We start from the raw sequence: 26575 nt of genomic DNA, 5'->3' as shown, positions 1-26575 counted from the left end.
GTCTGACCCTGGACTGGCGCGATCCGCTGACGACCTTCGAGACGCTCTGGGTAGCAGGGCGCGGCATCGCCTATGGCAAGACCTTGGGCGGCCGACTGGGCGAGCTCGATCCCGGCTTCGCCACCTTGATCGAGAAGGCGCGTCAGTACGATCTCGCCGACTATCTTGCGGCTTCCCAGCAGCGCGCGATGTTTGCCAACCAGGTCCACGCGTTGTTCGAGTCCTACGATCTATTGCTGCTGCCGACCTTGCCGATTTTGCCTTTTCCCGCCCACCTGACCGGGCCGGAGGAGGGCTACGAGGCAGCCGGCAGCGGCACCCCTTGGGCGCGCTGGACCCCCTTTACCTATCCCTTCAACCTGTCGGGAAATCCTGCGGCGAGCCTGCCCTGTGCCTGGAGTGCCGACGAGTTGCCCATTGGCCTGCAGGTGGTGGGGCCCCGGCATGCGGATGCCGCGGTCCTGCAGTTCTGCGCCGCCGTCGAGGCCCTGCTGCCTTGGGCTCATAGAGTACCACCCCTGCTGCGTTGACCTGATCCACACGGCGCTCGCCCGCTAAAGAGGCTGGCCCGTTGCACCACCTTTCCAACCTGCCTTTCACCGCTCCATCCGTGAAAGGAACGTTCCATGGCTTCATCCGTCCCGCTATCGCCTCGCCTGTTCTCGCCGCCCAAGGTCGCGGCGAGGCTGCACGCACGCCGCGCGAAATCAGCCGGAGCAGCCCGTTACACTGAGCGCTTCTCTCTGTTGCGGACGACTCCTGCCATGCTGAACCAGCCTCGCCTTGACGAAATCTTGCGTCTCATCAACCTGCAGCAGCGCGTCAAGGCCGCAGACCTGGCGCAAGCCATGCAGGTATCGGAAGAGACGATCCGGCGTGATCTCAAGCACCTTGAGGAGGCCGGCAAGCTGCGTCGGATCCATGGCGGTGCGGTGCTGCCCAAGCCCAACGAAGAGCAACCCCTGCAGGTGCGTAGCCGCATCCAGACGCGCGCCAAGACCCGTCTGGCGGCCTGTGCGGCGGAACTGGTCCAGGACGGCATGGCGCTGTTCCTGGACACCGGTACGACGACCCTGGCGCTCGCGCAGCAGCTCACCCGGTTCAAAGCCCTGCGGGTGGTGACCAACTCCCTGGATATTGGCCTGCTGCTCACACAGCACAGCGCCAATCAGGTGCTGATGACCCCTGGGGATATCCGCCGCAACGATAACGCCCTGATCGGCCCGCATACCCTGGCGTTCGCCGCGGGCTTTCACTACGACATCGCCTTCATGGGGATCGGCGCGGTGGATGCCGAGCTGGGGCTCATGGACTACGAGGAACCCGAGGCGCATCTGCGTCGCACGCTGACGGTGAACTGTCGCCGCAGCGTCATCCTGGCGGACGACGCCAAGTTCGGTCACCGCACCTTCATCAACACCCTGCCGCTCTCGGCGGTGGATACGCTGGTCAGCAACAGGGCACGGAGCTCTTCATCGACCGGCGTACCGCCCACGATGCCAGCCTCAAGGCCGCGGCCACCGGTTATGGCGCCCCGGTGGTGGCCTTTCTCGAGGCACACGGCGTGGAGGTCTTCGAGTTCATGGAGGGCTGGCGCGCCTCGTCCAATCGTGACTTCCTCGATCGCGACGTCCGCCACCGGGCGCTGCGTGCACTCAAGGCCTTCAACGACCAGCCGTTGCTGATCCAGACCAAGACGGCCTTCGACATGATCGACGAGCACCAGCGCCAGGTGCATGAGCTGGGCGGGCAATGGCCCGATGACCATGCCTGGCTCGACCGCCAGTATCGCCGTGCCCGGCAGGCACTGGAGGCGTCCGGGGTCGATCTGGCGCCCTGCATGAACGACACCCTGGCCGGTAATTTCATGCTCAACGCCGCGGCCGAGGTGCGGCTGGTGGACTTCGAATATGCCTCCAACAATGATCGCCACTATGAACTGGCGCTCTGGTTCGGCGAGATGTTCTTCGCCCCGGACATGGAATTGGCCTTGCTCGAAGACTATTTCGGCGCCGTGACCCCTCAGACGCTGGCGCGGGTGTACGTCAACAAGGCGCTGGCCGACCTCAAGTGGTCCACCTGGGCCATGGTGCAACACGCCGTCTCGCAGATCGACTTCGACTTCTACAAATACGGCGCGCTCAAGCACAGCCGCGCCCGCAGCGTCATCCACGATTCCCGCTGGGAGACCTGGCTCAGGCAGGTCTGACGGATCCCCGAGCCACTTCGCAGAAGGTGGCCGACAACGATAGGAAACACCGGCGTCCCCCTGCAGATGACCTGTTCATCGCGCAGGCGCGCCCCTCGACTGCCTCGCGAAGCCTCTTTCGATCAACCGTCGGCCTGCCACAGGAACCAGCCCTCGTGAACAGTCTCATTTCCCCTCGTGTACCTTCCGCAGCGCTGCTCTGCGGCGTCCGGAAGGGGGTGTCGTCATGACGTCCTCCCGTCCTTTCTCGCTCAAGACCTGCGGTTTCGGTCTGTACTTCTGCGCCCTGCTGCTGATGGCGGTCTTCCCGCCGTTCTATCTCAGCGTGAGCGGCAGCACTCAAGTGGTACTGGGCATTCCCTTGCCGATCTTCTACTGGATCCTCATCGCCGTACTGCTCGGCGTCGGCGTAGCGGCGCTCTATCTCGTCGAATCCGCCAATGGCGACATCCCCAAGGAGACCCAGCCATGATCCCTGCCGGTAGCTCCTTCGATATGCTCATCAGCTTCGGCGTCATCGGCCTGTTCCTGGCCGGGATGATCGCCGTGCTCTATCTCACCAACAAGCAGAGCCATGACTTCGCCGACTACGCGGTCGGCGGTCGTTCCTACGGGCCCTGGTACATCGCCATGTGCTACACCAACTCCTGGTGGCCGGGCGCTACCTTCACGGCGTTCTTCTCGTTGTCGGTGGGCGGGGCCCTCGGCTTCTACGGCATGGTCTATTCGACCCTCGGCGTGACCGCCATGTACCTCATGGCCAATCGCGCCTGGACCTGGGGCCAGAGATTCAACCTCACCACCCAGCCTGACCTGCTGGGCATGAGATTCGACAGCCCGGCGGTCAAGCGACTGGCCTCCATCATCGGCATCATCTCGGTATTCCCCTGGGTGGTCATGGGCATCCAGGCACTGGCCATGCTGTTCCAGTTCGCCAGCTTCGGCAGCTGGGGCATCACCGCCTGCCTGACCGCGGGCGTGCTGGTGGTGCTGATCCGCCAATACTGGACGGTGAGCATGGGCATGCGTGGCCTGATCATGACCGACATGTACCAGGGCCTGATCGCCTACGTCCTGGCCGCGGCGCTCTGCGTCTTCCTGCTGGGGGGCAGTGAAAACGCCTCCTTCGCCAACCTGGCCGAACTGCCGGCCAAGATGCTGCTGATTCCCGGAGACACCGGCACCGGCTATGGCGCCTGGTACATGTTCAGCCTGATCTTCACCGGGGTGATCGGCTCCATGTGCTGGCCCATGAGCTTCCAGCGCATCTACACCGCCAGCGGCGTCCGCTCGGTAAAGAAGGGCACGGTCTATACCATCCTGCTGGTGGGCGGCTTCTACGGCATCCTCATGCTGTTCGCCGCCGCGGTCAGCCAGGACCCGAACGTGGCGGCCCATCCGCAGCAGGGCTGGTTCCTGTCCCTGTTCGATATCGGCGGGCCGTGGCTGTTGGCGCTGGCCATCGCCATCGTCCTGGCCGCGAGCATCGGTCACGTCGACGGCTGCGTGCAGGTCTGCGGTGTGCAGTTCGCTAATGATCTCGCGACCTGGACCACGCCCCGGACCGACCGCCAGCTCACCGCGCTGGCCAAGGGCGGAATGATCGTCTTCATCGCCGCCGCCGCCGTGGTGGCCTACCTGACGTTCAACTACTCACGCCTGCAGCTGCTGGCCCAGATCTCCTACCAGGGGATCATCCAGCTGGCCGTGCCGCTGTTCTTCGGCATCTTCACCCGCTGGGGCAACAAGCAGGGCGCCATCCTGGGGATGCTCACCGGCATTCTCATCGCCATCGTCCTGACGGTGCTCTACCCGGACGACATCGCTGCCCTGGGTTCGCTCACCAGCGGGATCGTCGGCGTGATCTTCAATGCCCTGGTGTTTGTGGGTTGCGCTCTGGCCATCAAGCCCAGTGAGGCGGAAAGCCGGCGGGTCGCCGATCTGTTCGAGCTCGGCGTGGCCCCGCGTCCGGCCGCCAAAGGTGCGGTAGCGCCGGCAATGGGCTGAGCCGTCCCTCCCGGCCGCCAGCGCGCTGTTGGCGGCCGCGTCTCTTCAACACGCTGGAAAATTCCCATGGCTCTTGCTTTGTTCGACCTCGACGAAACCCTCATCCACGGCGATTGCGCCAGCCTCTGGAGTGCCTGGATGGCACGCATCGGCTGGGTAGACGCCGAGGACTTCCCGCGCCGCGACCAGGTGCTCATGGCCCTGTACGGCCAGGGGCAACTGGCCATGGAAGACTACATGGCGTTCAGCCTCGAACCGCTGGTTGGCCGGACGCCCAAGGAGGTGGCCGAGGTGGTGCACGGTTACCTCGATACGGTCATCGCACCGCGCTTCTATCCCGACGCCCGCAGCACCGTGGAGGCCCACCGCCAGGCGGGCGACCGTCTGCTGGTAATTTCGGCCTCGGCGGCCTTCCTGGTCCAACCCATCGCGGCCTGCCTCGGTATCGACGAGGTGCTGGCGATAGACGTGGAGGTCGTCGCAGGTCGGTATACGGGGCGCACCTCGGGCGTGCTCACCTACCGTGAGGGCAAGGTGATCCGTCTCGAGCAGTGGCTTCAGGAGCAGCACGAGTCCCTGGCGGGCGCCAGTTTCTACTCAGACTCCCGTAACGACCTGCCCCTGTTGAGCAAGGTCGAGCACCCGGTGGCGGTCAACCCCGACGAGGTACTGCTGGCTCAGGCCCAGGCCGCAGGATGGAAGGTGCTCGACTGGCGGCCGGCGTAACCGCCCAAGCGGCGCCAACCAAAGCGGTGCGTGCATCAGCCGACTGCACGCTACCGGTGCACGGGGCGCACATTGGGCCGTCACCTCCGTTCTTTTAGCTGGTGTCTGAAGGCTCAAGGACGGGGAATAGAAGCCGCCCTTGGACACCAAGCACAACTTGGCACAGAGCATGCAAATCTTGAATTCACACTTGTATACAGGAATGGATGCTCATGAATCCGTACCCCATCAGTACCCTGACCCAGCGCTATGCCGCAGGTGATCTGACGCCCAGCCAGACCGTACAGACCTTGCTCGAGATGCTGGAGCTCAGTGATCGACCGGAGGTATGGATTCACCGTCTGCCGCAGGCGGCCCTGCAGGCGCGGGCCCGGGAGTTGGAGCAGCAGGCCAACGAGCTCGGCGGCGCGCTGCAGGAGCGGTTTCCACTCTTTGGCATTCCCTTCGCGGTCAAGGACAACATCGATGTGGCAGGACTCCCCACCACGGTGGCCTGTCCGGAGTTCGCCTACGTGGCCCGGGAAAACGCCTACGTCGTCCAGCGTCTGCTGGATGCCGGCGCCATCCTGGTCGGCAAGACCAACCTCGATCAGTTCGCCACGGGCCTGGTGGGCGTCCGCTCGCCCTATGGCGCCGTGCGCAACGCGGTCGATGAGCGCTACGTGTCCGGTGGCTCCAGCTCCGGCTCGGCCGTCGCCGTCGCCCTGGGCTATGTCGCCTTCGCCCTGGGGACGGATACGGCCGGCTCCGGGCGGGTGCCCGCCGGATTCAATGGGATCGTCGGGCTCAAGCCGAGCCTGGGACTGCTGAGCAGCCGCGGCGTCGTGCCGGCCTGCCGGAGCGTCGATACCCTGTCCATCTTCGCCGCGGATGCCGCCAGTGCCTGGCAGGTCATGCAGGTGGCGGCCCACTACGATGCCGAGGACGCCTATGCGCGCCAACCCCTGACCCGGCCCGTGCAGCGCCGGCGGCGTAGGGTGGCGGTACCGGCGCAGCCGGAATTCTTCGGCGACGGCCAGGCCGCGCAAGCCTACGCGCAGAGCCTGGCGCGGTTGCGCCAGGATCCCAGCGTCACGATCGACGAAATACCCTATGCCGTCCTGGCCGAAGCAGCCGCACTGCTTTATCAGGGACCCTGGGTGGCCGAAAGACGGGCTGCCGTAGGGCAGTTCTATGCTGAACGACCGGCTGCCCTCCATCCCGTGGTCAAGGGCATCCTGGCTGGCGCGGATCGTTTTACCGCGGTCGATACCTTTGAGGCGCAATACCGGCTGCAAGCCCTGACCCGGGACGCCGAGCGACTGCTGGCGGGCTTCGACCTGCTGGTGGTGCCCACGGCGCCGTGCATGCCCACCATCGCCGAGGTCATGGCGGATCCCGTCCAGAGCAATGCGCGCCTGGGCTACTACACCAATTTCGTCAATTTGATGAACATGGCGGCCTTTGCTTTGCCAGGGGTACCCCGGGGCGATGGTCTGCCGGCAGGTATCACCCTGATCGGCCGGGCTGGTTCGGACCAGTACCTGGCCGAGACCGCCGCCCGCTGGCAATCGCTATTCGGAGGCGAAGACCAAGGCGACGCCATCGCCCTCGCGCCGCTGGACGCCGGTGAACCCCAGGTGGAAGTGGCCGTCGTGGGCGCGCATCTCTGGGGCCAGCCGCTGAACTGGCAACTGCTCGAAAGCGGTGCCCGGCGCCTGTCCAGCACCACCACCAGTGACCACTACCGACTCTATGCCCTGGCCAATACCCAGCCGGCCAAGCCTGGCCTGGTCAGGGTGGCGGAGGAGGGCGCGGCGATCGACCTCGAGGTCTGGACCATGCCACTGCGCCTCTTCGGCGCCTTCGTCGCCGCGATTCCCGCGCCGCTCGGCATCGGCTCGGTCGAGTTGGCCGATGGACGCTGGGTCAAGGGCTTCATCTGTGAGCCTGCCGGCCTCGATGGCGCCCAAGACATCACCCGCTTTGGAGGCTGGCGCGCCTATCGCGCTTCGCTCTGATCCCGACACCCACCGAGGACCTTGACATGAATCCTATCGACCGTCGCAATTTCATCAAGCTGGCAGGGCTGATCGGCGCCAGTGCCGCACTCCCGTTCAGCCTGGCCCGGGCTGCCGACAAGCCCCTCGTCGTCGGCTTCATCTATGTCGGCGCCCGCGATGATTTCGGCTACAACCAGGCCCATGCGCAGGCCGCTGCGATCATCAAGACCCTGCCCAACGTCAAGGTGATCGAAGAGGAGAATGTCCCGGAGACGGTGGCGGTGCAGAAATCCATGGAGGCGATGATCCGCCAGGATGGCGCCACCCTGATCTTCCCCACCTCCTTTGGCTACTTCGACCCCCATGTGCTCAAGATGGCGAAGAAGTATCCGGATGTCCGCTTCGCCCACTGCGGTGGCCTCTGGCAGGAGGGTAAGGATCCGCTCAATGCGGGCAGTTTCTTCGGCTACATCGATGAGGGTCAGTACCTCAACGGCGTGGTGGCGGGCCATATGAGCCAGTCGAAGAAGCTCGGCTTCATCGCGGCCAAGCCCGTGCCCCAGGTGCTGCGCAACCTCAATGCCTTCACCCTCGGTGCGCGCTCGGTCGATCCGAGCATCACCGTCACGGTGATCTTCACCGGTGACTGGTCGCTGCCGGTCAAGGAAGCCGAGGCGGCCAACAGCCTGATCGACCGCGGCTGCGACGTCCTGACCTGTCACGTGGATGGTCCCAAGGTGATCGTCGAAACCGCCGAAAAGCGGGGCGTCATGACCTGCGGCTACCACGCTAGCCAGGCGGCCCTGGCGCCTGAGGGCTATCTCACCGGTGCCGAGTGGAATTGGGAAACCCCTTATCGCGCCCATGTCGAGGCCGCCCAGGCCGGCAAGCCGATGATCAACTTCATGCGTGGCGGGCTCAAGGACGGCTTCGTGAAGACCTCGGCCTACGGCCCGAAGGTGAGCGACGCGGCCAAGCAGCAGGCCGACGCCATCAAGGCCCAGATGCTCGCGGGCAGCTTCGTCATCTTCAAGGGCCCGATCAAGGACAACAAGGGCACTGTCGTCATCGCGGAAGGTACCAGCCAGCCGCAGACCGACGTGGTGCTGGAGCGGATGAACTACCTGGTCGAAGGCGTCCAGGGCCAGATCTGAGGGTGGCATGAATAGCCTCGAACACAAGCTGCAACGGCTGGCGGCCAGGGCGCTGCCCGGACTGCCCACGCTGCTCGCCGTGCTGTCCTCGGGCGCACTGTTTCTGCTCTTCCTCGCCGTGCAGAACAAGCCGGCGCTGGCGGCGGGCGCCTTGGTCTTCGAAGGCGCCTTCAGCTCTTCCTTCGCCTGGGAAAATACCCTCCAGCGCGCCGCGCCCCTGATGCTGACCGCCCTGTGCGTCGCGCTGCCAGCCCGGGCCGGGCTGATCATCATCGGCGGGGAAGGGGCCCTGGTACTGGGCGGTCTGGCCGCCGCGGTGCTGCCCCTGTGGCTACCCGCGCTTCCCGGGCCTTTGATGCTGGTACTGATGGGCCTGGCGGCCATGCTGGTCGGCGGTCTGTGGATCGGGCTGGCGGGCTGGATGCGGCAGAGCCGCGGCCTCAACGAGACGATCGGCAGCCTGCTGCTCTCCTACATCGGCATCGCGCTGTTTCGGCAATTGGTCGAAGGCCCGCTGCGCGATCCGGCGAGTCTGAACAAGCCCTCGACCGTACCGCTCGAGGATACCTATCTCATCGGTACCGTGAGCGACGCCTTTGCCGTGCACTGGGGATTGGTGGCGGGCGTCATCGCCTGCCTGCTGGCCTATGTCCTGTTGCGCCATAGTGTCAGCGGCTTCGCCCTGGGCATCGTCGGCGGCAACGTGCGAACCGCGCGGATGCTGGGACTTTCCGTCAATCGCCTGGTACTGATGACCTGCCTGCTCGGCGGGGCGGCGGCGGGGCTCGCCGGGATGTTCGAGGTCGCGGCGGTGCAGGGCAGTGCGAACGCGGCGCTGATCGCCGGCTATAGCACCAGCGGCATTCTGGTGGCCTTCGCCGCCCGGCATAACCCCCTGGCCATCATCCTCTGCGCCACGCTGCTGGGCGGGGTAGAGGCCAGCGGCAGCCTGTTGCAGCGGCGCCTGGACCTGCCCGATGCGACGACGCTGATCCTCGAGGGCATCCTGTTCACCAATCTGCTGGCCTGGGAAGCCCTGAGCCCACGCCTCACGGCCTGGCGTCTGCGGCTGTTGGCGAAGGCGGCAACCCCGGTCGGAGGCGTTCCCGAACATGGCTAACCTCGATTGGCTGACCTTCTTCCTGGCGCTGCTGGCCGGCGCGGTGCGGGTGGGTACGCCCTTTCTGTTCGTCAGTCTGGGCGAGTGCCTCACCGAGAAAGGCGGACGCATCAACCTGGGCCTGGAAGGCATCCTAGTCGCGGGGGCCATGACCGGCTATGCCGCGTCCTACCTGTCCGGCTCACCCTGGCTGGGCGTGCTCGCGGCAGGCTGTACCGGCCTGCTGTTGGGGTTGCTGCATGGCATCGTCTGCTCGCTACCCAAGGTCAACGACATCGCCTTCGGTATCGCCCTGATCCTGCTGGGAACGGGCCTGGCGTTCTTTCTCGGCAAGGCCTTCATCCAGCCGCAGGCACCCATGCTGCCGTCGTTTTCGCTGGGGCACTGGTCCGCGGATGAGCGGGTGCGCTCGGCACTGAACATCAATGTGCTGTTCTTCCTGGGTGTAGCCCTGGCCATCCTGCTGCACTGGGGGCTGCGCAGCACCCGCTGGGGCCTGATGCTGCGCCTGGTCGGTGATCATGCCGAATCGGCCCAGGCCCTGGGCTATCACCCGATCAGGGTACGCATCTGGGCGACGTCGGTCGGCGGCTTTCTCGCCGGCGTCGGCGGCGCCTATCTCTCGCTGTATTACCCCGGCAGCTGGAACGAGGGGCTTTCCAGTGGCCAGGGGTTGATGGCCGTGGCCCTGGTGATCTTCGCGCGCTGGCAACCGCTGAATTGCCTGTGGGCCTCCTTGTTGTTCGGCGCGGCCGGCGCCATTGGCCCCGCCCTGCAGGCAGTGGGTATCAGTACGGGTTACTACCTGTTCGCCGCCGCGCCCTATGCCCTGACGCTGCTGGTGATGTTCGTCACCTGCCGGCCAAATCGAACCCTGACTGGCGCTCCCGGCGAGCTCAGTCTCACCCGCTAGAGGTAAAAGCTCATGTCCAGTGGTCTTGGTGGTTTGAACAAGTCGCCCAATGGCGTCGTGATCGGTCTGGCGCAGCTGTCGCTGCCGGATCCCCATACCCGGGAGGCCCTGTGGGCGCAGACCCAGAGGGTGGTGGAAATGGTCGGCAAGGCCCGGCGGGGCATGCCGAGCCTGGATCTGATCGTCTTCCCGGAATACTCGCTGCACGGGCTGTCCATGGATACCTCACCGGAGATCCTCTGCTCCCTGGAAGGGCCGGAAGTGGCGGCGCTACGCCAGGCCTGCGTCGATAACCGCATCTGGGGTTGCTTCTCCATCATGGAGGCCAATCCAGCGGGCAACCCTTTCAACAGTGGTCTCATCGTCGACGATACCGGCGAGATCCGCCTGTACTACCGCAAGATGCACCCTTGGGTGCCGGTCGAGCCCTGGGAGCCGGGCGACCAGGGCATTCCAGTCTGTGACGGTCCGCGTGGCAGCAAGCTGGCATTGATCATCTGTCACGATGGCATGTTCCCGGAAATGGCGCGCGAGTGCGCCTACAAGGGTGCCGAGATCATGATTCGTACCGCGGGCTATACCGCCCCGATCCGTCATGCCTGGCAGATCACCAACCAGGCCAATGCCTTCTGCAATCTGATGCAGACCGCGAGCGTCTGCATGTGTGGGTCCGATGGCACCTTCGACTCGATGGGCGAAGCCATGTTCGTCGATTTCGACGGTAGCGTGATGAACCAGGGCGGCGGTCGTGCCGACGAGATCGTCTGCTGTGAAATGCGTCCGGACCTGGTGCGTGAAGCGCGAGTGCACTGGGGCGTGGAGAACAACATCTACCAATTCGGCCACCGTGGCTATTCCGCCGTCAAGGGCGGCGCCCAGGATTGCCCCTACACCTACATGCATGACCTGGCGGCGGGTCGCTATCGGCTGCCGTGGGAGGACCAGGTGGTCCACACCGATGGCACCTCCTGCGGAATGCCCGCACCGGAGCGCCCGTTCACGCCCTCAGCTCAGGAGTGACCCATGAGTCCACGTCTGCTCGCCTCAGCGCCTTACCCCTGGCCCTATGACGGTCGGCTCGATCCGGCCAACACCGCCCTGGTGATCATCGACATGCAGACCGACTTCTGTGGCGTCGGCGGCTATGTCGATGCCATGGGCTACGACCTGTCGCTGACCCGCGCGCCCATCGAGCCAATAAGGTCGGTGCTCGAGGTCATGCGGGCCCAGGGATTTCCCATCATCCATACCCGGGAGGGCCATCGTCCCGACCTGTCCGACTTGCCGGCCAACAAGCGCTGGCGCTCGCGGAACATCGGCGCCGGCATTGGCGATGACGGTCCCTGCGGTCGCATCCTGATCCGGGGTGAGCCGGGGTGGGAGATCATTCCGGAGCTGGCGCCGCTACCCGGCGAGATCGTCATCGACAAGCCCGGCAAGGGGTCGTTCTACGCCACGGATCTTGAACTCATCCTGCGCACCCGCGGCATCGCCAACCTGATCCTCACCGGGATCACCACGGATGTCTGTGTCCATACCACCATGCGCGAGGGCAACGACCGCGGCTTCGAATGCATCCTGCTCGAAGACTGCTGCGGCGCCACGGACCACGGCAACCACTTGGCCGCGCTCAACATGGTCAAGATGCAGGGTGGGGTCTTTGGTGCGGTGGGCGACTCGTCCATGCTGCTCGCCGTGCTGGCAGGGGACTGAGCCATGCGCGCCCTGGATCTGGAGATCATCGGTGCCGGCAAGACCTTCGGCAGCTTTCGCGCCCTGGCTGAGGTCTCCCTGAAGGTCAGGGCCGGGACCGTGCACGCTTTACTGGGCGAAAACGGGGCGGGCAAGAGCACCCTGGTTAAGGGCATCGTCGGCTATGGCCCGCTCGACGAAGGCGCGATCCTGGTGAACGATCGCGAGCGACAGATCCGCACGCCGAGGGACGCCCACGCCCTCGGAATCGGCATGGTCTATCAGCACTTCACCGTGGCACCGGGGCTCAGCGTCGCGGAAAACCTGGTGCTGTCGCGCGGCGACCTGGCCTGGCGTATCGACTGGTCGCAAGAGCGCGAGCGGCTGGCCGCTTTCATGGCGGGCATGCCGTTCCGCCTGGACCTGGAGCGTCCCGTGAGCAGCCTGGCGGCGGGTGAAAAACAGAAGCTCGAGATCCTCAAGCAGCTGTACCTGGAAAGGCACCTCATCATCCTTGATGAGCCGACCTCGGTCCTGACGCCCCAGGAGGCCGATGAAGTCTTGGGGTTGATGCAGCAGATGGCCCATCGAGGAGATATCTCGGTGCTGATGATCACCCATAAGTTTCGTGAAGTGACCGCCTTCGCCGATGACGTCACGGTCCTGCGCAAGGGCCGGCTGGTTGGTAGCACAGCCGTTGCAGACACTTCGCCCGAATTCCTGGCCAGCTGGATGATGGGCGAGGCGGGCGCCGCCGCGGCCAAGCTCGAGCGGTCCGGCGTGATCGAGGCGGCACCTCGCCTGGAGGTGGTTAAGCTGGATGTGCCAGGCGACAAGGGGACGCTGGCGGTCAGCGGGCTGTCGCTGGCCGTACGCCCCGGCGAGATCGTGGGTATCGCCGGGATTTCCGGTAACGGCCAGCGTGAGCTCACCGAGGCCCTGCTGGGGCAGCGCAAGGCCGGTGCCGGCGAGATCCGGGTGAACGGCCAGCGCTATCACGCCACCCGCCGCGAGATGCAGCACCTGCGCCTCTACAGCCTGCCGGAGGAGCCGCTGCGCAATGCCTGCATCGCCAGCCTGAGCGTGGCGGAGAACCTGGCCTTGCGCAATTTCGACCAGGCACCGCTGTGCCGCCAGGGCTGGCGCCTTGATCGCCGAGCCATCCGTACTCAGGCGCGCGACCTTATCGCGCGCTTCCAGGTGACGCCGGCCGATCCGGAGCGGCCCATCGGTACCCTGTCGGGGGGGAACGTCCAGCGTGCCGTCCTGGCGCGGGAGTTGACCGAGGGGGTCGCGGTACTGATCGTCTCCAATCCGGTGTTCGGACTGGACTTCGCGTCGGCGGCGCTCATTCACCAACGGATCGTCGCGGCCAGGAATTCCGGTGCGGCGGTGCTGCTGTTGAGCGAAGACCTGGATGAACTGCTGGAACTGGCCGACCGCATTCTGGTGATGCATGACGGCCATATCGGCTTCGAGACCGCCATCGCCCAGGCCGACCGGGCCGTGCTGGGTCACCATATGGCGGGCGGTGCGACGCAGGCGGAGGCCGTATGATCCAGGTGAGCGCCCGTCCCGACACCTTCGCCTTCGAGCCGGCCAGTACGGCGCTCGTGGTGATCGACATGCAGCGGGATTTCATCGAACCTGGCGGCTTCGGCGCGGCGCTGGGCAACGATGTGACGCCGCTGAAAGCCATCATCCCAGCCGTGCAGCGGCTGCTGGCGTTGGCCCGTCAGCACCGGGTGCTGGTGGTCCATACCCGCGAATCCCACCTTCCCGACCTGTCCGATTGCCCCCCTGCCAAACACGCCCACGGACTGCCCGGACTGCGGATCGGCGACCCCGGGCCGATGGGGCGCATCCTGGTTCGTGGCGAACCCGGCAACCAGCTCCTCGCCGAGGTCGCCCCGATAGAGGGCGAGTGGGTGATCGACAAACCGGGCAAGGGCATGTTCCATGCGACCGGTCTGCACGAGCGACTGCAAGCCGAGGGCGTCAGTCACCTGGTGTTCGCCGGCGTCACCACCGAGGTCTGCGTGCAGACCAGCATGCGGGAAGCCAATGATCGCGGCTATCGTTGTCTGCTGATCGAGGACGCCACGGAAAGCTATTTCCCGGCGTTCAAACGCGCGACACTGGACATGATCGTCGCCCAGGGCGGCATCGTCGGCCGGACGGCCTCTTTGGCGGCTCTGGAAGCCGCTCTGCACAAGGACCTGCCATGACTTCGGTTTCCGCAATCAATCTTCCCGAGGTAGTGGCCGCGGTAACGGCGGCCTTTCGCGATTACGAGCGGGCGCTGATCGCCAACGAGCTGGAAACGCTCGACGGGTACTTCTGGTCGTCGCCCCACACGGTGCGCTTCGGGGTGGCGGAAAATCTCTATGGCAGCGAGGCCATCGCCGCGTATCGACGGCTCTGCCAACCGGTCGGGGCGGGCAGACGTCTGCACCACACGGTGATCACCACCTTCGGCGAGGACTGCGCCACCGTCAGCACCGAATTCAGCGATGGCGTTACCGCACGGGTCGGACGCCAGATGCAGACCTGGCTGTGTCTGGAAGGGGAGTGGAAGGTCGTCGCCGCCCACGTCAGTATCGACCTGGACACCTTGGACACCCGGGATAACCCATGACCCAGTTCCAGACCAACGCCCTGGGCGAGCAGATCTACCTGAGAATCAAGCAGGAAATCTTCGATTTCTATCTGCTGCCTCATGACCGCTTCACAGAGACGCAGATCGCCGAGCGCTACCAGGTGTCCCGTACGCCGGTCCGCGACGCCCTCTATCGCTTACAGCGCGAAGGCTATCTGGAGGTGGAGTTCCGCCGCGGCTGGATGGTCAAGCCGCTCGACTTCGCCCGTATCGACGAGCTCTACGACCTGCGCATTGTGCTCGAGTCCGCCGCCGTGGATCGGCTGTGCGGGCTGGTCGACCTGCCGGAAATGCTGGAAGCCCTGTGCCAGGTCTGGATCGTGCCGCAGGAACAGCGCCACACCGACATGCAAACCGTTGCCGAACTGGACGAAGCCTTTCACAGCGGGCTGGTGGCCGCGACGGGGAACCGGGAGATGCTGCGGGTGCACCGCGAGGTGACGGAGCACATCCGCATCGTCCGGCGTCTGGACTTCTCCCAGCGCGCCCGCATCGAAGAGACCTACAACGAGCACGTGAGCATCCTCAAGGCACTGCGCCTGCGCAAGCGCGATGACACCCTGCTGATGCTGAGGGCCCATATCGAGCAGAGCAAGATCGAGGTCCGCAAGCTCAGCCTATCGATGCTGTCCGAGGCGCGTCGCCGGTTCGAGCGTCCACCGGTAGCGTCCGACGCGTGAGGGCCGCACGAGTTCCTAAAAGAGATCGGCCACCACTGCGACGTACTCCCTCATAAATAGGTGATAAGCATTCATGTAAGTGCATAAGCGAATAAGTGCTTAAGTAAGCACGTAGTGGCTAGAAGTTGTTACGCATTGCCCGGCTTGCTGAGGTTTCTTGCTCCAGTACCGCTGCCATCGATAGGTGGCTGGCCTAGTAGCGTTTAGGAGCGCCGCAAGAAATTTTAGCGCTTCCAACGAGTCATCACGAGAGCTCGGGCGTGCGCTCCAAAAATAGATAGTGGGTACTCGCCTGACGTTAGACAGAGTCCTACCCGTGCTCCCGGCAGCTACAGCGCCACAAACACTTAGACGGCTGATTATGCTTTGTCGTATGCATACGACAAAACGGTCAATCGCTTCGCTGAGCTGACCACGTCCGCGCTCGACGCACAGGATCTGTCGTATGCATACGACAAAATCGTCATGGCTTCCGACCTGCACCAGGTGTCCGATCAGGTTGCTTCGGATTTGTCGTATGCATACAAACTGGATGGCCTTGCTTATAGCGAGTTGTGCCACCGGCAATTGAGGCTAACCACGATTGGCCTCCATCGCCAATCAGCGGGCTATGCGTCCGCTCCGCCCCTGTCCGCAAGGTGTCCCCTTGGGAAGCGCCACCGGCGCCGGAGGCAATGCGCCAAAGCTGCTGCTGACCGAGGGTAATCAGGGCGAGCTTCGCCTGGACGGAACGCTTGCTGATGACTTGGCCGCTCGGCACTGGCTCGTCAAATTTCCCCGCAACCAGGGGCGCGCTTCTGACCAAAACGTGCTTCGTAGCGAATACCGCTACTACCTGGCGCTCGATAGCCTGGGGCTGGAGACGATCCCCGTTAATGGGCTTGCGCTTGAGGAGGGTAGGCAGACGAGCCTATGGTTGCCGCGCTTCGACCGCCGGCCAGGTGCCGCGGGTCTTGAGCGGGTCGCTGTCGAGTCAATCTATTCGTTGACGGACACGCTGGTGCCCGGGAGCTACCTAGGGTACCTCGACGCTATTGAGGCGCTGGTAAGGGTGTGGCGGGCTTCCGGCCAGGAAGCGGCCATTCCAGGCCTACTTGATGAGTACCTTTTGCGAGACCTTCTGAATCAGGTGGTCGGCAACACGGACAACCACGGCCGCAATACCGCCATCCTGCGCGACGGAGAGGGCGTACGGCTGGCGCCGATCTACGACCTGGCGCCAATGGTGATGGATGAGCAGGGTGTAACCCGGGCGACAAAGTGGCCGGCGCCGGTGGAGCAGGCCGGCACCATCAACTGGCGGGAGGTCTGCCAGCTTTTGGCGGTATGGGACGACCCGGAGAGGCTATGGCTGGCGTTGAGGGAAAACGCCGAGCGACTGCGTGCGCTGCCTGACCTCCTCCAGCCGGTGCTGCCGAGGGGTACCTGGGAGCATCCTCGGATCCCGCTGCGGTGGCTAGAGGGTTACCTGCAGAACGCGGATCTGCGATAGCGAGACCCGGCACCGTACGATGGTAGGTAGGTGCGAGACAACTCGCCGGGTGTGCCGGCGAGAGGGTAAGCAAGAGGACAGGCACGTGCGACAAGGGCCTGCTGAGGCGGGGGCTAGGGTCGGTCGGAATGGCTAGCTGGCGAATGCCGCGGCGAGGGCTGTTGCGTGAGCTGACACCTTCAGCTGGCGCAGCTCGGCGTTTTCGATGGCGAGAGCGCAGATGAGCCCCTCAGCCAGCTGGTCGGCAGTGCTCAGATCCGCCTGGTCGAAGTCCAACTCAAGCTCTTTGTACTTGCTATAGGCGCTGACCTTCGAAGCGACCGCCTGGATGGCGAGAGGCCCGTATGCATCCGGATCCTCGTGATAGAACGCGAAGTCGCCGACGGCCAGGTCACCCGCTTGGCTGTGCGCTCCATAGGCCTCAGCCAAGGTACGAGCGTAGGCCGCCAACTGGTCAGCGCTCGCCGGTGTCGCCGCTTTGCCGGCGAGATCAATGATGACTTCGGCCAGCTGCGCGGCAGTGAGGAGCGCCTCCGGCTCAAACGGTAGGATCTGGTGCTGCTTCATCGAGAGGCCCTTCACCAGGCCATCCTGACTCATTACTTCAATGGCACCGAAGCGGGACGGCTCGTCGCGATGAAAGACCAGGCGGCCCGGTACGACGGTGCTCTGTGCCGTATCGGTGGTAGAGGAGGGGAGGGTTTCGCTTTTCATGGTAAGGCTCCTGGTTGATATCTGGCCTCCACCCTGACACAGCTTTTCAGAACGCAAGCAGGCGGCTACCCAGCGCCTTGCGACAATTTCCAGGATTGCCGCGACATTCTGAAGCTACCCAAACCTGAAATAGCCACTGACAGCAATCGACCCAAAGCGGACGGTTTCGGCAGGCTGTTTACGGCCAAAATCTGCCTTTGACGAGCGCCTAAATACTTCGCGGGCAGATCAATGATTCAAAAAAAGCCATTCGGCAGTAGCGGTATCCGAGCCAAACCTGTCCGTAGAAATTTGGTAAAAGCCGTTCAAGTCGGACGCGCTTCTGTATGTCCCAAGTGAGACAAGGGAACAGCATGTTGATCAAGCGCCGCTCGATGTATCGCTCGTCAGGAAGAGCGCGGCCTGACCGATCTCATATGCCTGGCTGATCCGACCGAGCGTGCTCCCCCTCGCTGAGGGCATCAATCACCTCCTAGGCACGCTCACCTAGAACGTTGCGCAGGGACGGGGTGTTCACGGGGCCAGGGCTGAGCAGATTGATGCGTACTAAGGAAGTCAGCGATCAGTGATGATCGTTCCGGCAATACTCTCGGCAAATTCACCGCCGAAAATGCGAGCTGGCGTTTCAAAACCAGGCTTGCGCTCGCCGCTTAACACCCGGCGCGCAGCTTCAATGGCGGCCAGCGGCGTGTAGGAATATCCGTTTACCGTTTCGATCATGGATATGGCAACGCTGCCATCCGCCCCGGTGACTTCTGCAACCGCGCAAGCCCGGTGGGTGTCCCGCTCATGGGCGCTGGGACCATCAGGCAGTTGTGATAAGTCACCCTTGGGAAAAGCCTCGCCCGAGATATGCACGAACATCGCGATGTTGGGGATGCCTGTCGAATGCCACCCCGTCACTAGATCACCGAAAGATAACGGCTGGCACGTCACCGGCCCGTCGCCAAAATCAAACTGGCGTGACTGCGCATCAGGCGTTACCACGAGTTCCCCGTCGACCCTTGCGAGCAACCCTGCGCCGATAATTTCGCTGACGCTCATCGCCGAACCCCGCGACATGGACCCGGGAACCTGCAGCGCAATGTTCAGCGCATGAGGGTCCGCAACCCGCTGGGCCACATGCATGGCTAGGCAGTCCGTGGGGACAACGTCCCAGCCGACGCCAGGCAGAAGCATCACGCCCGCCTCGCCAGCTTGAGCACCCAGCCGCTCCGCGAGCCTGTAGACATTGATCTCGGCCGTGATGTCTAGGTAGTCGACACCAGCCTGCATACACGCCCGCATCAACGCCTCAGCCGTTTGCGCGAAAGGCCCTGCGAAGTCCAACAGGACGTCTATACCATCCAGCGCCTCTGCCGCCTGAGCATCTGCTCCGAACACGCGGTAAGAAACATCCAGTTGCGCGGCAAGATCTTCAAGTCGATCAACAGTACGTCCCGCTATTTCGAAAGTTAGACCTAGTGCTTTCGCTCGCTCAGCGGCCATGCGCCCGGTGTAACCCGTCGCGCCGTAAATCAGTAGTGTCTTCATTGCGCGTGCTGCCAGTTTTTGTAGACGAATTCCACACTGTAGCCATCCGGGTCTAGCACGTTCGCGGCGTAATAATTCGGGTCGTAATGCAGCCGGGCACCAGGCGCGCCATTGTCAACGGCCCCATGGCTCATAGCGGCGGCATAGGCAGCCTTGACCTCGGCCTTGCTGCTCGCGACAAATCCGACGTGAGCAGCCCGTCCCTCGACCACACCCTCGCGCAGCCAGAAGAACACTCGGCCATTGGCGCCGAAGCCTTTGAGATCCGGATGACCTGGCGGGCCGTTCTTGCCGTCATAGTCCAGACGTGCGTTGATGCCAAGCGGCGACAGTGCCGCTTCGTAAAAACGAATGGAGCGTTCGATGTCGCTAACCGATAGGAAAACATGATCCAGCACGTCATAGTCCTCGCTTGTTCAGATGTTGTAGCCGCCTGCCACTTCGATGGTCTGGGCATTGATCCAGGCGCCGTCTTCGGACAACAGCATGGTAATGACCTGCGCTACATCTTCAGGCTCACCCACCCTGCCCAGAGCGGTTTGCCCAGCCAGCATCGCCTCGAACTCGTCGTTGAGCCCGCCTCCCAACTCAGTTCGAATCGCTCCAGGTGAAACCGCATTCGCCCGTATACGCCGATCACCGAACTCCTTGGCCATATAGCGCGTGAGCACTTCCAGCCCACCTTTAAAAGCCGCATAAGGCGCCACCCCGGCCGTGGCGACGCGGGTGGTGGCGCTGGTCAGGTTGACGATGCTGGCGTTTTCTTCCAGCAATGGAAGAAGTGCCTTGGTCAGGAAGAACGGACCTTTCAAGTGAACATTGAACAAGCCGTCGAACTGGGCTTCGCTGACAGTCTGCAGCGGGTTGAATAGGCCATACCCCGCATTGTTGACCAAGCCAGTGAGCGTGCTGATGTTCCAGACGTCTCTTAAGGTCATCACGACCGCTTCTCGAAACGCTTCGAAACTGCCCGCGTTGCCAACATCGAGTTTGAGCGCAACGGCTTTACCGCCGGCCTATTCGATACTCCCTACGACCTCCGCCGCTGCTTGGGGATTGTTGTTGTAAGTCAGGATGACACCCGTGCCACGCTGGGCAATGTGCCGTGCCGTACTGGCACCGATACCACGGCTGCCGCCGGTAATGACGATCACGCTCATATGGTGCTCCGCTGTTGATGTAATGAGTCACCACAGTAGCGACACACCGCTTCGCCGACGCAGCCTTTCCTACTCCAAACTTGCCTGTTTCTGCTTTTTTCTTGTACGGCGCGTCGGTCTCCAGTCAACATCCCTTCCATGAAAAATCAACTGAATGAGCTACGCATTTTGGCCGCCAAGGCCGAAAATCGCCGCACCGAGACGGGCATTCCGCGCGTCGCCATGGTTCAGGGCGATATCCCCGAGCACATGCTCGCTGCCGTCTACGACCCGATGATCAACCTGATCCTGCAAGGCAGCAAAACGATGACGGTGGGCGACCGCACCCTTCGGTATGACCCTGCGACGTATTTTGTGATGTCCATCGAGCTGCCCGCGGTAGGGGCTGTCCACCCTGCGGAGACAGGCGAGCCCTACCTAGCCGTTAGCCTGACCCTCGATCCGACAGTGCTCGCTACATTGCTGGCTGACCTTCCGAAACCTATGGGGCGGTACGAAAGCGACCCCGGCTTTTCGGTTGCTGCCATCACGCCAGAGTTGATGGACGCCTGGGTGCGCATGCTTCGACTCATGGGCAACCCTGATGCTATTGCCGCGCTCGCCCCAGCGTACGAGCGCGAGATATTGTTTCGCGTTCTACAAGGCCCGCATGGCTGGATGTTGCGAGAGATCGCCGCACCAGACACTGCCATGGCCCGCGTGAGCCTGGCCATTCAGTGGATTCGGCGGGACTTTGCTGAACCGATCAGAGTAGAAAGCCTGGCGCAAAAGGCGGCCATGAGCGTCTCAGCGTTTCACCGGCATTTCAAAGCCGTCACTACGCTGAGCCCATTGCAGTACCAGAAACGGGTTCGCCTGCTACAGGCCCGAACCCTCATGGTCGCCAGCGCCAAAAGCGTCACGGCCGCCGCGTTCGAGGTGGGCTATGAAAGCGCCACGCAATTCACGCGGGATTATGCACGGGTGTTCGGCCTGCCTCCTGCGCGGGATGCTGCGAGAATCTTGAGCGAAACGAGAGCCGATTTGTGACCTTAGCGAGATCCGACGCCGATCAGCGTGCTGCCGATAGCGGTGGTCATTATCGGAGTTGACCGTCCTCCACGAGCCCGGCTTAACTTGTTTGCGAGCTACTACTATTGGCCGGTACTTGCCCTACTTCAACGTCCGCTTTGGGTCGAAAGCTGACAACTTGCGTTCTATCGATTCTCCGTACGCTGGCTGCATCAACTGCAGGAAGCCAAGATGAGATCTATAGAACCCCTCGGCCCGGAACGGGCATCCTTCCCCCTCGAGCACTACCGCCAGGCGATCCTGTGCAAGGAGGCCTATCCCTGGGCGCGGCGGTACCTCGCCTCCCTGCAGTCGGGAGGTGTTCGCGATGTACTGGGCGCGGTGTCCTTTAACCTGCAGCAGCCCGTCCAGCTCATAGCCGAAGCTGTCCAGTGTGGTTGGTTCGTAGTGCCGAACGGCAAGAACGGGACGTTCAGCGCTCGCCACTTTGCCGAGCGCGGCCGGATGGCCGCAGCGCTGCCGTGGCTGCCGGACATCCTGCAGCGGGCGCTACAGGCCGAATCACGGGCGCGGCACCACCGCCCCGCGGAACGCTACACCTTCGGCGTTCGGCGGCTGCCCGGGTTCGTGGATCTGGCCCTGGCCCTGCCTCACCGCCTGTCTCGGCTCCCGCTCGATCACCAGGTTGGCGCCACCACGGGGGAGCTGTGGTTCGAGGTACTGGCTGACGTGCACGCTGTGACCGCCGCGCTCGCGGCGCAGATCGAGTGCTTTGCGCCGGCGTGGATGTGGGCTCCGGCCGCCTCACTTGAACACCAGGTTGAGCGCCTGCGGCAGCATGGGTGCGCGAACCTGCTGATTGCCTACGTGTCGCAGACCCGAGACCGCTGGATCGATAGTCCTGAGCAAAAGAAGCTCGAGGATGTGTTGTACCGAGGGTTACCGGTGGTGGAGTACGAACGGTGGTACCTGGAGAGGGCTGCGCGAGCGCGAGCAGATGAGGAGGGACGCTGGCGCGCGCCCTTCGCCCGGATCCGTGAGCTCGCCGGAATCTTCGATGACGCTCGCAGCTTTGCGCGGATACCGCTGGGGCGGCTGATCCGCGAGCTTTCGGGCGGCCGCTTCACACTGCAGCGCGAGGCAGATTCAAATCCCGGGCTGGTCGTCGAAGTCGCGCCAAACTACCTGGTCGGCGGGGGAGAGGGGATAGACGAGCCCTTCGCGCTCGCAAACTTTTGCCAGGCGCTTGCCGATGCGCTGGCCGATGTTCCGTGTTCCTTTCCTGGGTGCCTTGAGGCGTGCCGCCAGGCGCGCGCCTCGCTCATCGCGTTCCAATCCGACACGGCTGCGCCCTGCGAGCGTGCCGGCTAGCGCCTGAGACGAGCTAACTGCAGGTTCACACCCCTGGCCGGCGTGAACCTCGCCCGCGGCAGTACTGAGCTATGCGAGGATGACGGTCATCTGGCCTATAGGAGACCAATGATGAAGGTACGCATTGAGGTAACGACGGACGAGCTCGAGGACATGGGGTGCGACTCGGTCGACGAGCTTGCAGCCCGCCTGCGTGAGCAGCTGGATAGCGGCATTGTGGGCGAGGCCGGTGAGGCGGTTAGCGATTGGCTCGTTTCCTACGAGCTGACGGCTAAGCTCGCGGGGTAGTGGAACATGGAAATCGTTCCTGCCTTCGGCGCCGACGTCATGTATGCACTGATGTGGCTCTGCGTGATAGCCAGCGTCTGCAGCGCCGGTTCGTGGCTGTGGAAGCTCCTCATCAACCTAGATATCCGGCAGGACTACGCTCCGGCCCTGTGGGCGATAGGCCTGGCGTTGGGCGCCTTGTTGCTGTGGCGGGGCCAGGGCGCGCTTGGCAGTGAAGCGCCGCGCTATGAACGAGGCGAGGCGTCGTTCATCACCTTCTGGATGTTGCTTTCAGCCTTCTGCCTCTTTGGCCCTTTCGCGCTCCTATTCCATCGCTCGCCGGATTCACCCAAAGGGCCCAGTGCCTAGCCCTTCAGCCAGCCTCTTGCTGGACGCCCGCCCAGGCGGTTCGTGTCACGTGGCATCCCACTCATCCCCCGGCATAATCCGCTTCATGAACTCGTCAAAGAGCGGCACGGTGAACGCAGTATCACCATGGTTAGGGCTCCAGATCATGCCTTTGGCAATCAGGCTATTGCGGGTCGGCCCAAGGGCTGTCACACGTCGCCCGAGCTTTTCTGCAATATCCCCTGACCTATGCGGCCCTGCACCAAGCTCAGCCATGGCGCGGAGGTACTTTTTCTCAGCTGGTGTGAGCCGATCAAAACGAACCCGGAAGAAGCTCTCATCAAGAGCGGCTACGGCCTCGCCAGTGGCGCGCTCTACGTCCATCTTCGTGATGGGGCTCTGCTCTGCCACATCCCACGCATGCTTACCCCACTCCTGAAGGAAATAGGGATAGCCCCTGGTCTGATCCACAACAAGCCCCACAGCCTCGGCTTCGAACTTGACACCCTCGTCATCAGCCGGCTTTACGATAGCTATTGCCGCTTCAGCCTGGCTCAGCGGGCCAATTTCCGGGTAGTCGAAAAGCCGCTCTGCATAGGACTTTGCGTTACCAGCTCGCCCGCGCAGTTGAGGCAGGCCAGCACCTACCACAGTCACTGGCAGCCGGCTCTGAGCGCACCGATGGAGAGCAGAGATTAATGCGGCAAGCTCACCTTCACCCACGTACTGAAGTTCGTCGATAAAGATGACCAGCGCGGTATCGCCTTGCCGAGCGGCTGAGCCTGCTTGCTCAAGCAAGGCAGCCAAATCGCTTTCGAGATCACCGTTGTCGGCAAGGCCTGGCTCAGGGTCGAAGTCCAGCCCTACCTCAATGTCGTTGTAGGTCACCTTCAAGGCCTTGGCGAAGCCTGCCAAGGCGCGCAGGCCACGCTGAGCCATGTCTTTCGCTGCCTCAACCCGGCTTAACCGAAGTAATGCGAGGCGCAATTGGGGGGCCAGCAGCGCTGGCAGGGAGCGACCTTCAGGTGCCTCGATACGGATCGTATGAACCCCTGCGGCCTCGGCATCTGTACGCATTTGGTCGAGCAACACGGTCTTGCCCACGCCGCGCAACCCGACCATCAAAACGCTTTTGGCCGGGTTTCCTCGGCGCAATCTTGCAATGCCAATCCTCACGCGCTCACGAAGTTCACCTCGGCCAGCCAACTCGGGTGGCGGCGTGCCGGCCCCCGGAGAATAAGGATTACTGATAGGGTCCATAGCTATACAAACCTTTGGAGGTTTATCGGATTTAGATAAATCTACATAAATTCGCTACAAGCTGCAAGGTGAGTGACTTCGAACAGCCAACTCGAATGCCCGGCGAATCGTCGCCAGATCTACCGTCAAATAAGGCTTTGAGTGGTTGAGGTGCTGGTGGCCCACGATCGTCTGCACCATCTCCCGTCGCCGGCCGCGAGTACGCGAGCAGCCAGGGAGCGCCGCCCACTAACCGACACGTAGCGCGGCAAGGTCCTCGGGCTCGCCTTTAGCATCAAGCTCACGAGCCGATGCAGCAGGTTCACGGCCCATGAGTCGTTTTGCCTGGATTCAGTAACCGAGCCAGATAAGCACATCGCAGGCTTTGTACTCGGGGTGGTCGCCCAGCTCTGCGAACATTTCAGACGGATCGAGCGTGTGCTTCCGGCATTCACGTTCCGCGTCTTCACGGGTCACCATTCTTTCCTCATCCATCGCTTCATCGAGCGTCATTATGCTTGCTACCTGTTTGGGTTATTCGGCCACGCTTTGAAACTTGGCCGCCTAAGAGGCCCCCTTCCAGGGGATATTTACCTGGGGCTGCTGATCTCATGCCATGCCTTGTAATGCGGTGTAGCGCATCTGTATGGGGGGGACGATTAGGTCATTAGCCAGGGCAAGCATTTCGAATTGCCCATTCAGATTCTCCACGCCGTCGACGATCACGCCGTCTTCGATTGTCGCGTCCGGGTACCCGTCAGTTCTCCACCGGCATGATCTTCAGCTGCTGCAGAAGGCGATGGGTAAAGTCAGGGCCGGCAGTGAGCAGAATGCGGGCGAGGTTGCGTTCTCGTACGCGGACTTTCTCCGCAATGCGGAGATGCCCGACCGCCTTGTTGCACCGCGCGTGGGCGAGCACAAGATTTTCATTGCGGTCAGATCCGCCCGTATGTGAAGCGAGCAAATGCTCGCGCGTCATTTCCTCGCGCGTCATCTCATTCAGGCAGTAGAAGCACAGATCCCCATCGCGTTTACGCAGTGTGGCTACGTTATGTCGACGGGCCCTCGCCGACTTCGTTTCTCCCATCTGGTCCTGGGTAGGATCGACCTGCGCAACGATCATGAACGGTACGTAGGTCAGTTGGAGTGCGGAAAGCTCGCCTTCGCCCCGACCTGGCATCCATTCGGCTCGATTGCTGAGCACCAGCTCTTCAGCACGCTGCCAAGAGGTGCTGGGGTATTGAGTGCCCATCGGATCGAATACCTGAACCAGACGTACTTCATTTGCCGGGGCTAGCGCTGGTGCGATAGAGGCCTGAAGCAGCATTGGGGACATCTTCACCATGTGACTCATCGGAGCGATACGCCACTGAAGCCGAGCGCCATCGACAGCTGCTGCGCGGCGGAGGCGCCCAGGCGCTTCGCGAAGCGATCGAAGGCATTGTCCTTGACGGTGAAGTCGACCTGGCTGGTGGCGCCCACCAGGTCCCGGGCGACATAGTCGACATCCCCCAGCTTATCGATCAGGCCCAGCTGCTTGGCCTGCTCGCCGGTCCAGATCAGGCCGGAGAACAGCTCCGGATGATCGGCATCCTTCAGGCGATCGCCGCGGCCGGTCTTCACCGACTGGATGAACTGCTGGTGTGTCTGCTTGAGCACGTCATTCCAGAAGACGGTCTCTTCGGGGTTTTTCGGCTGGAACGGATCCAGGAACGCCTTGTGCGCGCCGGAGGTGTAGGCCCGGCGTTCCACCCCGACGCGGTTCATCAGGTCGACGAAGCCGAACGACGCCGCCGTCACGCCGATGGAGCCGACCAGCGAGGCTTTATCGGCCACGATCTCGTCGGCGGCCGCGGCGATGTAGTAGGCACCTGAGGCGCCCAGGTCCTCGATGACGGCGTAGACCGGCACCTTCGGATGCAGGCCGCGCTGGCGCTTGATCTCGTCGAACACCTGGCCGGCCTGTACCGGGCTGCCGCCGGGCGAGTTGATCTTGAGAACCACGGCTTTGGCGCGCTCGTCATCGAACGCGCGTCCGATGGCCTTCTTCAGCGCGGCGGCGTTTGCCTCGGCGCCGTCGGCGATCTCGCCCCGCACCTGGATGACGGCCGTGATCTGCTTGGCTTCATCCACCTCGTCGAGTTGCAGGTGCTCGACCAGTACCGCGCCTGCAATCAGCAGCAGGCCGGTACCCCAGAAGGAATACTTGAGCAGCTTCAGCCGGCGGGAAGCGCGCCGCTCTTTGATGAGGTCGCGGATGAGTTCGGGAAGCAGCGTGGTGTCGTGTTCGGACATTGG

26 protein-coding genes and 3 pseudogenes are annotated in these 26575 nt (G+C 63.2%); 21 read left to right on the top strand and 8 right to left on the bottom strand.

All coding sequences use genetic code 11. From position 1 onward, the window contains the following. The 17 genes and pseudogenes from C722_RS0101115 to C722_RS0101035 form a co-directional block, all read left to right on the top strand. Positions 1-530, top strand: a 530-nt coding sequence (locus C722_RS0101115) for an amidase family protein (protein WP_017638726.1), incomplete at its 5' end; no start/stop codon positions are given. A gap of 234 nt (positions 531-764) precedes the next feature. After that, a pseudogene (locus C722_RS25575) lies at positions 765-1469 on the top strand (DeoR/GlpR family DNA-binding transcription regulator); the annotation flags it as partial. Beyond that, positions 1460-2209, top strand: a pseudogene (locus tag C722_RS24455) (phosphotransferase); the annotation flags it as partial. The pseudogenes C722_RS25575 and C722_RS24455, both read left to right, overlap by 10 nt. Positions 2210-2435: 226 nt before the next feature. Beyond that, positions 2436-2681 carry a hypothetical protein gene (locus tag C722_RS0101100; protein ID WP_017638722.1) on the top strand — a complete coding sequence of 82 codons (246 nt, stop codon included), beginning with the start codon at positions 2436-2438 and terminating at the stop codon, positions 2679-2681. Next, positions 2678-4216 carry a sodium:solute symporter gene (locus C722_RS0101095; protein WP_017638721.1) on the top strand — a complete coding sequence of 513 codons (1539 nt, stop codon included), beginning with the start codon at positions 2678-2680 and terminating at the stop codon, positions 4214-4216. Before C722_RS0101100 ends, C722_RS0101095 begins: the two co-directional genes overlap by 4 nt. A 66-nt stretch (positions 4217-4282) precedes the next feature. Beyond that, the gene (locus C722_RS0101090) at positions 4283-4942 is read left to right on the top strand and encodes an HAD family phosphatase (protein ID WP_017638720.1); all 660 of its coding nucleotides are present in this window, start codon (positions 4283-4285) and stop codon (positions 4940-4942) included. 212 nt (positions 4943-5154) lie between these two features. After that, positions 5155-6942 carry an allophanate hydrolase gene (gene atzF / locus C722_RS0101085; protein ID WP_007162797.1) on the top strand — a complete coding sequence of 596 codons (1788 nt, stop codon included), beginning with the start codon at positions 5155-5157 and terminating at the stop codon, positions 6940-6942. Positions 6943-6968: 26 nt separating this feature from the next. After that, entirely contained in the window at positions 6969-8078 is a 1110-nt protein-coding gene (locus tag C722_RS0101080) for a BMP family ABC transporter substrate-binding protein (protein ID WP_007162798.1), read from the top strand. Positions 8079-8085: 7 nt separating this feature from the next. After that, positions 8086-9198, top strand: a complete 1113-nt coding sequence (locus tag C722_RS0101075) for an ABC transporter permease (RefSeq protein ID WP_007162799.1) — start codon at positions 8086-8088, stop codon at positions 9196-9198. Then, positions 9191-10111 (top strand): ABC transporter permease, encoded by a 921-nt coding sequence (locus tag C722_RS0101070; RefSeq protein WP_007162800.1) that lies wholly within the window; start codon positions 9191-9193, stop codon positions 10109-10111. Before C722_RS0101075 ends, C722_RS0101070 begins: the two co-directional genes overlap by 8 nt. Positions 10112-10123: 12 nt before the next feature. Further along, complete coding sequence (locus tag C722_RS0101065) at positions 10124-11131, top strand: formamidase (RefSeq protein WP_007162801.1); 1008 nt, start codon at positions 10124-10126, stop codon at positions 11129-11131. Positions 11132-11134: 3 nt separating this feature from the next. Then, positions 11135-11824 (top strand): cysteine hydrolase family protein, encoded by a 690-nt coding sequence (locus C722_RS0101060; protein WP_007162802.1) that lies wholly within the window; start codon positions 11135-11137, stop codon positions 11822-11824. 3 nt (positions 11825-11827) lie between these two features. Continuing rightward, on the top strand, positions 11828-13360 hold the full coding sequence (locus C722_RS0101055) for an ABC transporter ATP-binding protein (protein ID WP_007162803.1): 1533 nt from the start codon (positions 11828-11830) through the stop codon (positions 13358-13360). Then, entirely contained in the window at positions 13357-14031 is a 675-nt protein-coding gene (locus tag C722_RS0101050; RefSeq protein ID WP_007162804.1) for a cysteine hydrolase family protein, read from the top strand. Before C722_RS0101055 ends, C722_RS0101050 begins: the two co-directional genes overlap by 4 nt. Then, positions 14028-14441 (top strand): oxalurate catabolism protein HpxZ, encoded by a 414-nt coding sequence (hpxZ, locus tag C722_RS0101045; protein ID WP_007162805.1) that lies wholly within the window; start codon positions 14028-14030, stop codon positions 14439-14441. The genes C722_RS0101050 and hpxZ overlap by 4 nt, the downstream gene beginning before the upstream one ends. Then, positions 14438-15142 (top strand): GntR family transcriptional regulator, encoded by a 705-nt coding sequence (locus tag C722_RS0101040; RefSeq protein WP_007162806.1) that lies wholly within the window; start codon positions 14438-14440, stop codon positions 15140-15142. Before hpxZ ends, C722_RS0101040 begins: the two co-directional genes overlap by 4 nt. 646 nt (positions 15143-15788) lie before the next feature. After that, positions 15789-16634 (top strand): HipA domain-containing protein, encoded by an 846-nt coding sequence (locus C722_RS0101035; RefSeq protein ID WP_007162807.1) that lies wholly within the window; start codon positions 15789-15791, stop codon positions 16632-16634. 132 nt (positions 16635-16766) lie between these two features. Here the strand turns inward: C722_RS0101035 and C722_RS0101030 are convergent, their stop codons facing one another. The 4 genes and pseudogenes from C722_RS0101030 to C722_RS24450 form a co-directional block, all read right to left on the bottom strand. Then, the gene (locus C722_RS0101030; protein ID WP_007162808.1) at positions 16767-17348 is read right to left on the bottom strand and encodes a hypothetical protein; all 582 of its coding nucleotides are present in this window, start codon (positions 17346-17348) and stop codon (positions 16767-16769) included. A gap of 555 nt (positions 17349-17903) precedes the next feature. Further along, the gene (locus tag C722_RS0101020; protein WP_017638719.1) at positions 17904-18881 is read right to left on the bottom strand and encodes a trans-acting enoyl reductase family protein; all 978 of its coding nucleotides are present in this window, start codon (positions 18879-18881) and stop codon (positions 17904-17906) included. Then, positions 18878-19279, bottom strand: coding sequence for a VOC family protein (locus tag C722_RS0101015; RefSeq protein WP_007162811.1), 402 nt, complete (start codon positions 19277-19279; stop codon positions 18878-18880). Before C722_RS0101015 ends, C722_RS0101020 begins: the two co-directional genes overlap by 4 nt. Positions 19280-19297: 18 nt before the next feature. Beyond that, positions 19298-20041 (bottom strand): annotated as a pseudogene (locus C722_RS24450) (SDR family NAD(P)-dependent oxidoreductase). 138 nt (positions 20042-20179) lie between these two features. On the opposite strand from C722_RS24450, the gene C722_RS0101005 reads away from it, so the two are divergent. The 4 genes from C722_RS0101005 (at position 20180) to C722_RS0100990 (ending at position 23059) form a co-directional block, all read left to right on the top strand. Continuing rightward, positions 20180-21070 (top strand): AraC family transcriptional regulator, encoded by an 891-nt coding sequence (locus tag C722_RS0101005; protein ID WP_026083558.1) that lies wholly within the window; start codon positions 20180-20182, stop codon positions 21068-21070. A 213-nt stretch (positions 21071-21283) separates the two neighbouring features. Next, a complete protein-coding gene (locus C722_RS0101000) occupies positions 21284-22423 on the top strand; it encodes a hypothetical protein (protein WP_007162813.1) in 1140 nt (379 codons plus the stop codon). A gap of 108 nt (positions 22424-22531) precedes the next feature. Further along, positions 22532-22711, top strand: a complete 180-nt coding sequence (locus C722_RS26060) for a hypothetical protein (RefSeq protein WP_039976421.1) — start codon at positions 22532-22534, stop codon at positions 22709-22711. Positions 22712-22717: 6 nt separating this feature from the next. Beyond that, the gene (locus C722_RS0100990) at positions 22718-23059 is read left to right on the top strand and encodes a hypothetical protein (protein WP_007162815.1); all 342 of its coding nucleotides are present in this window, start codon (positions 22718-22720) and stop codon (positions 23057-23059) included. Between the two features lie 45 nt (positions 23060-23104). Here C722_RS0100990 and C722_RS0100985 read toward each other — a convergent pair whose 3' ends face one another. The 4 genes from C722_RS0100985 to sppA all read right to left on the bottom strand — a co-directional run bounded on the left by C722_RS0100985 (position 23105) and on the right by sppA (position 26572). Beyond that, positions 23105-24298 (bottom strand): ATP-binding protein, encoded by a 1194-nt coding sequence (locus tag C722_RS0100985; protein WP_026083557.1) that lies wholly within the window; start codon positions 24296-24298, stop codon positions 23105-23107. 330 nt (positions 24299-24628) lie between these two features. Next, complete coding sequence (locus C722_RS26055; protein ID WP_017638716.1) at positions 24629-24790, bottom strand: hypothetical protein; 162 nt, start codon at positions 24788-24790, stop codon at positions 24629-24631. Positions 24791-25034: 244 nt separating this feature from the next. After that, entirely contained in the window at positions 25035-25622 is a 588-nt protein-coding gene (locus tag C722_RS0100970) for an HNH endonuclease (protein WP_007162817.1), read from the bottom strand. 5 nt (positions 25623-25627) lie between these two features. Beyond that, positions 25628-26572: a signal peptide peptidase SppA gene (sppA, locus tag C722_RS0100965; protein ID WP_017638714.1), complete on the bottom strand. Its 945-nt coding sequence runs from the start codon at positions 26570-26572 to the stop codon at positions 25628-25630. Positions 26573-26575: the final 3 nt, after the last annotated feature.

This window comes from Pseudomonas sp. 313, assembly GCF_000316965.1.
Classification (GTDB): Bacteria; Pseudomonadota; Gammaproteobacteria; order Pseudomonadales; family Pseudomonadaceae; genus Chryseomonas; species Chryseomonas benzopyrenica.
Note: the sequence above shows the minus strand (reverse complement) of the source record. Positions and strands in the feature narration are given on the sequence as shown.

What these genes read in the sequence shown, in the direction of transcription:
- C722_RS0101100 (WP_017638722.1), top strand. Translation starts at nt 2,436, where the DNA reads ATGACGTCCTCCCGTCCTTTCTCGCTCAAGACCTGCGGTTTCGGTCTG.
- C722_RS0101095 (WP_017638721.1), top strand. Translation starts at nt 2,678, where the DNA reads ATGATCCCTGCCGGTAGCTCCTTCGATATGCTCATCAGCTTCGGCGTC.
- C722_RS0101090 (WP_017638720.1), top strand. Translation starts at nt 4,283, where the DNA reads ATGGCTCTTGCTTTGTTCGACCTCGACGAAACCCTCATCCACGGCGAT.
- atzF (WP_007162797.1), top strand. Translation starts at nt 5,155, where the DNA reads ATGAATCCGTACCCCATCAGTACCCTGACCCAGCGCTATGCCGCAGGT.
- C722_RS0101080 (WP_007162798.1), top strand. Translation starts at nt 6,969, where the DNA reads ATGAATCCTATCGACCGTCGCAATTTCATCAAGCTGGCAGGGCTGATC.
- C722_RS0101075 (WP_007162799.1), top strand. Translation starts at nt 8,086, where the DNA reads ATGAATAGCCTCGAACACAAGCTGCAACGGCTGGCGGCCAGGGCGCTG.
- C722_RS0101070 (WP_007162800.1), top strand. Translation starts at nt 9,191, where the DNA reads ATGGCTAACCTCGATTGGCTGACCTTCTTCCTGGCGCTGCTGGCCGGC.
- C722_RS0101065 (WP_007162801.1), top strand. Translation starts at nt 10,124, where the DNA reads ATGTCCAGTGGTCTTGGTGGTTTGAACAAGTCGCCCAATGGCGTCGTG.
- C722_RS0101060 (WP_007162802.1), top strand. Translation starts at nt 11,135, where the DNA reads ATGAGTCCACGTCTGCTCGCCTCAGCGCCTTACCCCTGGCCCTATGAC.
- C722_RS0101055 (WP_007162803.1), top strand. Translation starts at nt 11,828, where the DNA reads ATGCGCGCCCTGGATCTGGAGATCATCGGTGCCGGCAAGACCTTCGGC.
- C722_RS0101050 (WP_007162804.1), top strand. Translation starts at nt 13,357, where the DNA reads ATGATCCAGGTGAGCGCCCGTCCCGACACCTTCGCCTTCGAGCCGGCC.
- hpxZ (WP_007162805.1), top strand. Translation starts at nt 14,028, where the DNA reads ATGACTTCGGTTTCCGCAATCAATCTTCCCGAGGTAGTGGCCGCGGTA.
- C722_RS0101040 (WP_007162806.1), top strand. Translation starts at nt 14,438, where the DNA reads ATGACCCAGTTCCAGACCAACGCCCTGGGCGAGCAGATCTACCTGAGA.
- C722_RS0101030 (WP_007162808.1), bottom strand. Translation starts at nt 17,348, where the DNA reads ATGAAAAGCGAAACCCTCCCCTCCTCTACCACCGATACGGCACAGAGC.
- C722_RS0101020 (WP_017638719.1), bottom strand. Translation starts at nt 18,881, where the DNA reads ATGAAGACACTACTGATTTACGGCGCGACGGGTTACACCGGGCGCATG.
- C722_RS0101005 (WP_026083558.1), top strand. Translation starts at nt 20,180, where the DNA reads ATGAAAAATCAACTGAATGAGCTACGCATTTTGGCCGCCAAGGCCGAA.
- C722_RS0101000 (WP_007162813.1), top strand. Translation starts at nt 21,284, where the DNA reads ATGAGATCTATAGAACCCCTCGGCCCGGAACGGGCATCCTTCCCCCTC.
- C722_RS26060 (WP_039976421.1), top strand. Translation starts at nt 22,532, where the DNA reads ATGATGAAGGTACGCATTGAGGTAACGACGGACGAGCTCGAGGACATG.
- C722_RS0100990 (WP_007162815.1), top strand. Translation starts at nt 22,718, where the DNA reads ATGGAAATCGTTCCTGCCTTCGGCGCCGACGTCATGTATGCACTGATG.
- C722_RS0100985 (WP_026083557.1), bottom strand. Translation starts at nt 24,298, where the DNA reads ATGGACCCTATCAGTAATCCTTATTCTCCGGGGGCCGGCACGCCGCCA.
- C722_RS26055 (WP_017638716.1), bottom strand. Translation starts at nt 24,790, where the DNA reads ATGACGCTCGATGAAGCGATGGATGAGGAAAGAATGGTGACCCGTGAA.
- C722_RS0100970 (WP_007162817.1), bottom strand. Translation starts at nt 25,622, where the DNA reads ATGGTGAAGATGTCCCCAATGCTGCTTCAGGCCTCTATCGCACCAGCG.
- sppA (WP_017638714.1), bottom strand. Translation starts at nt 26,572, where the DNA reads ATGTCCGAACACGACACCACGCTGCTTCCCGAACTCATCCGCGACCTC.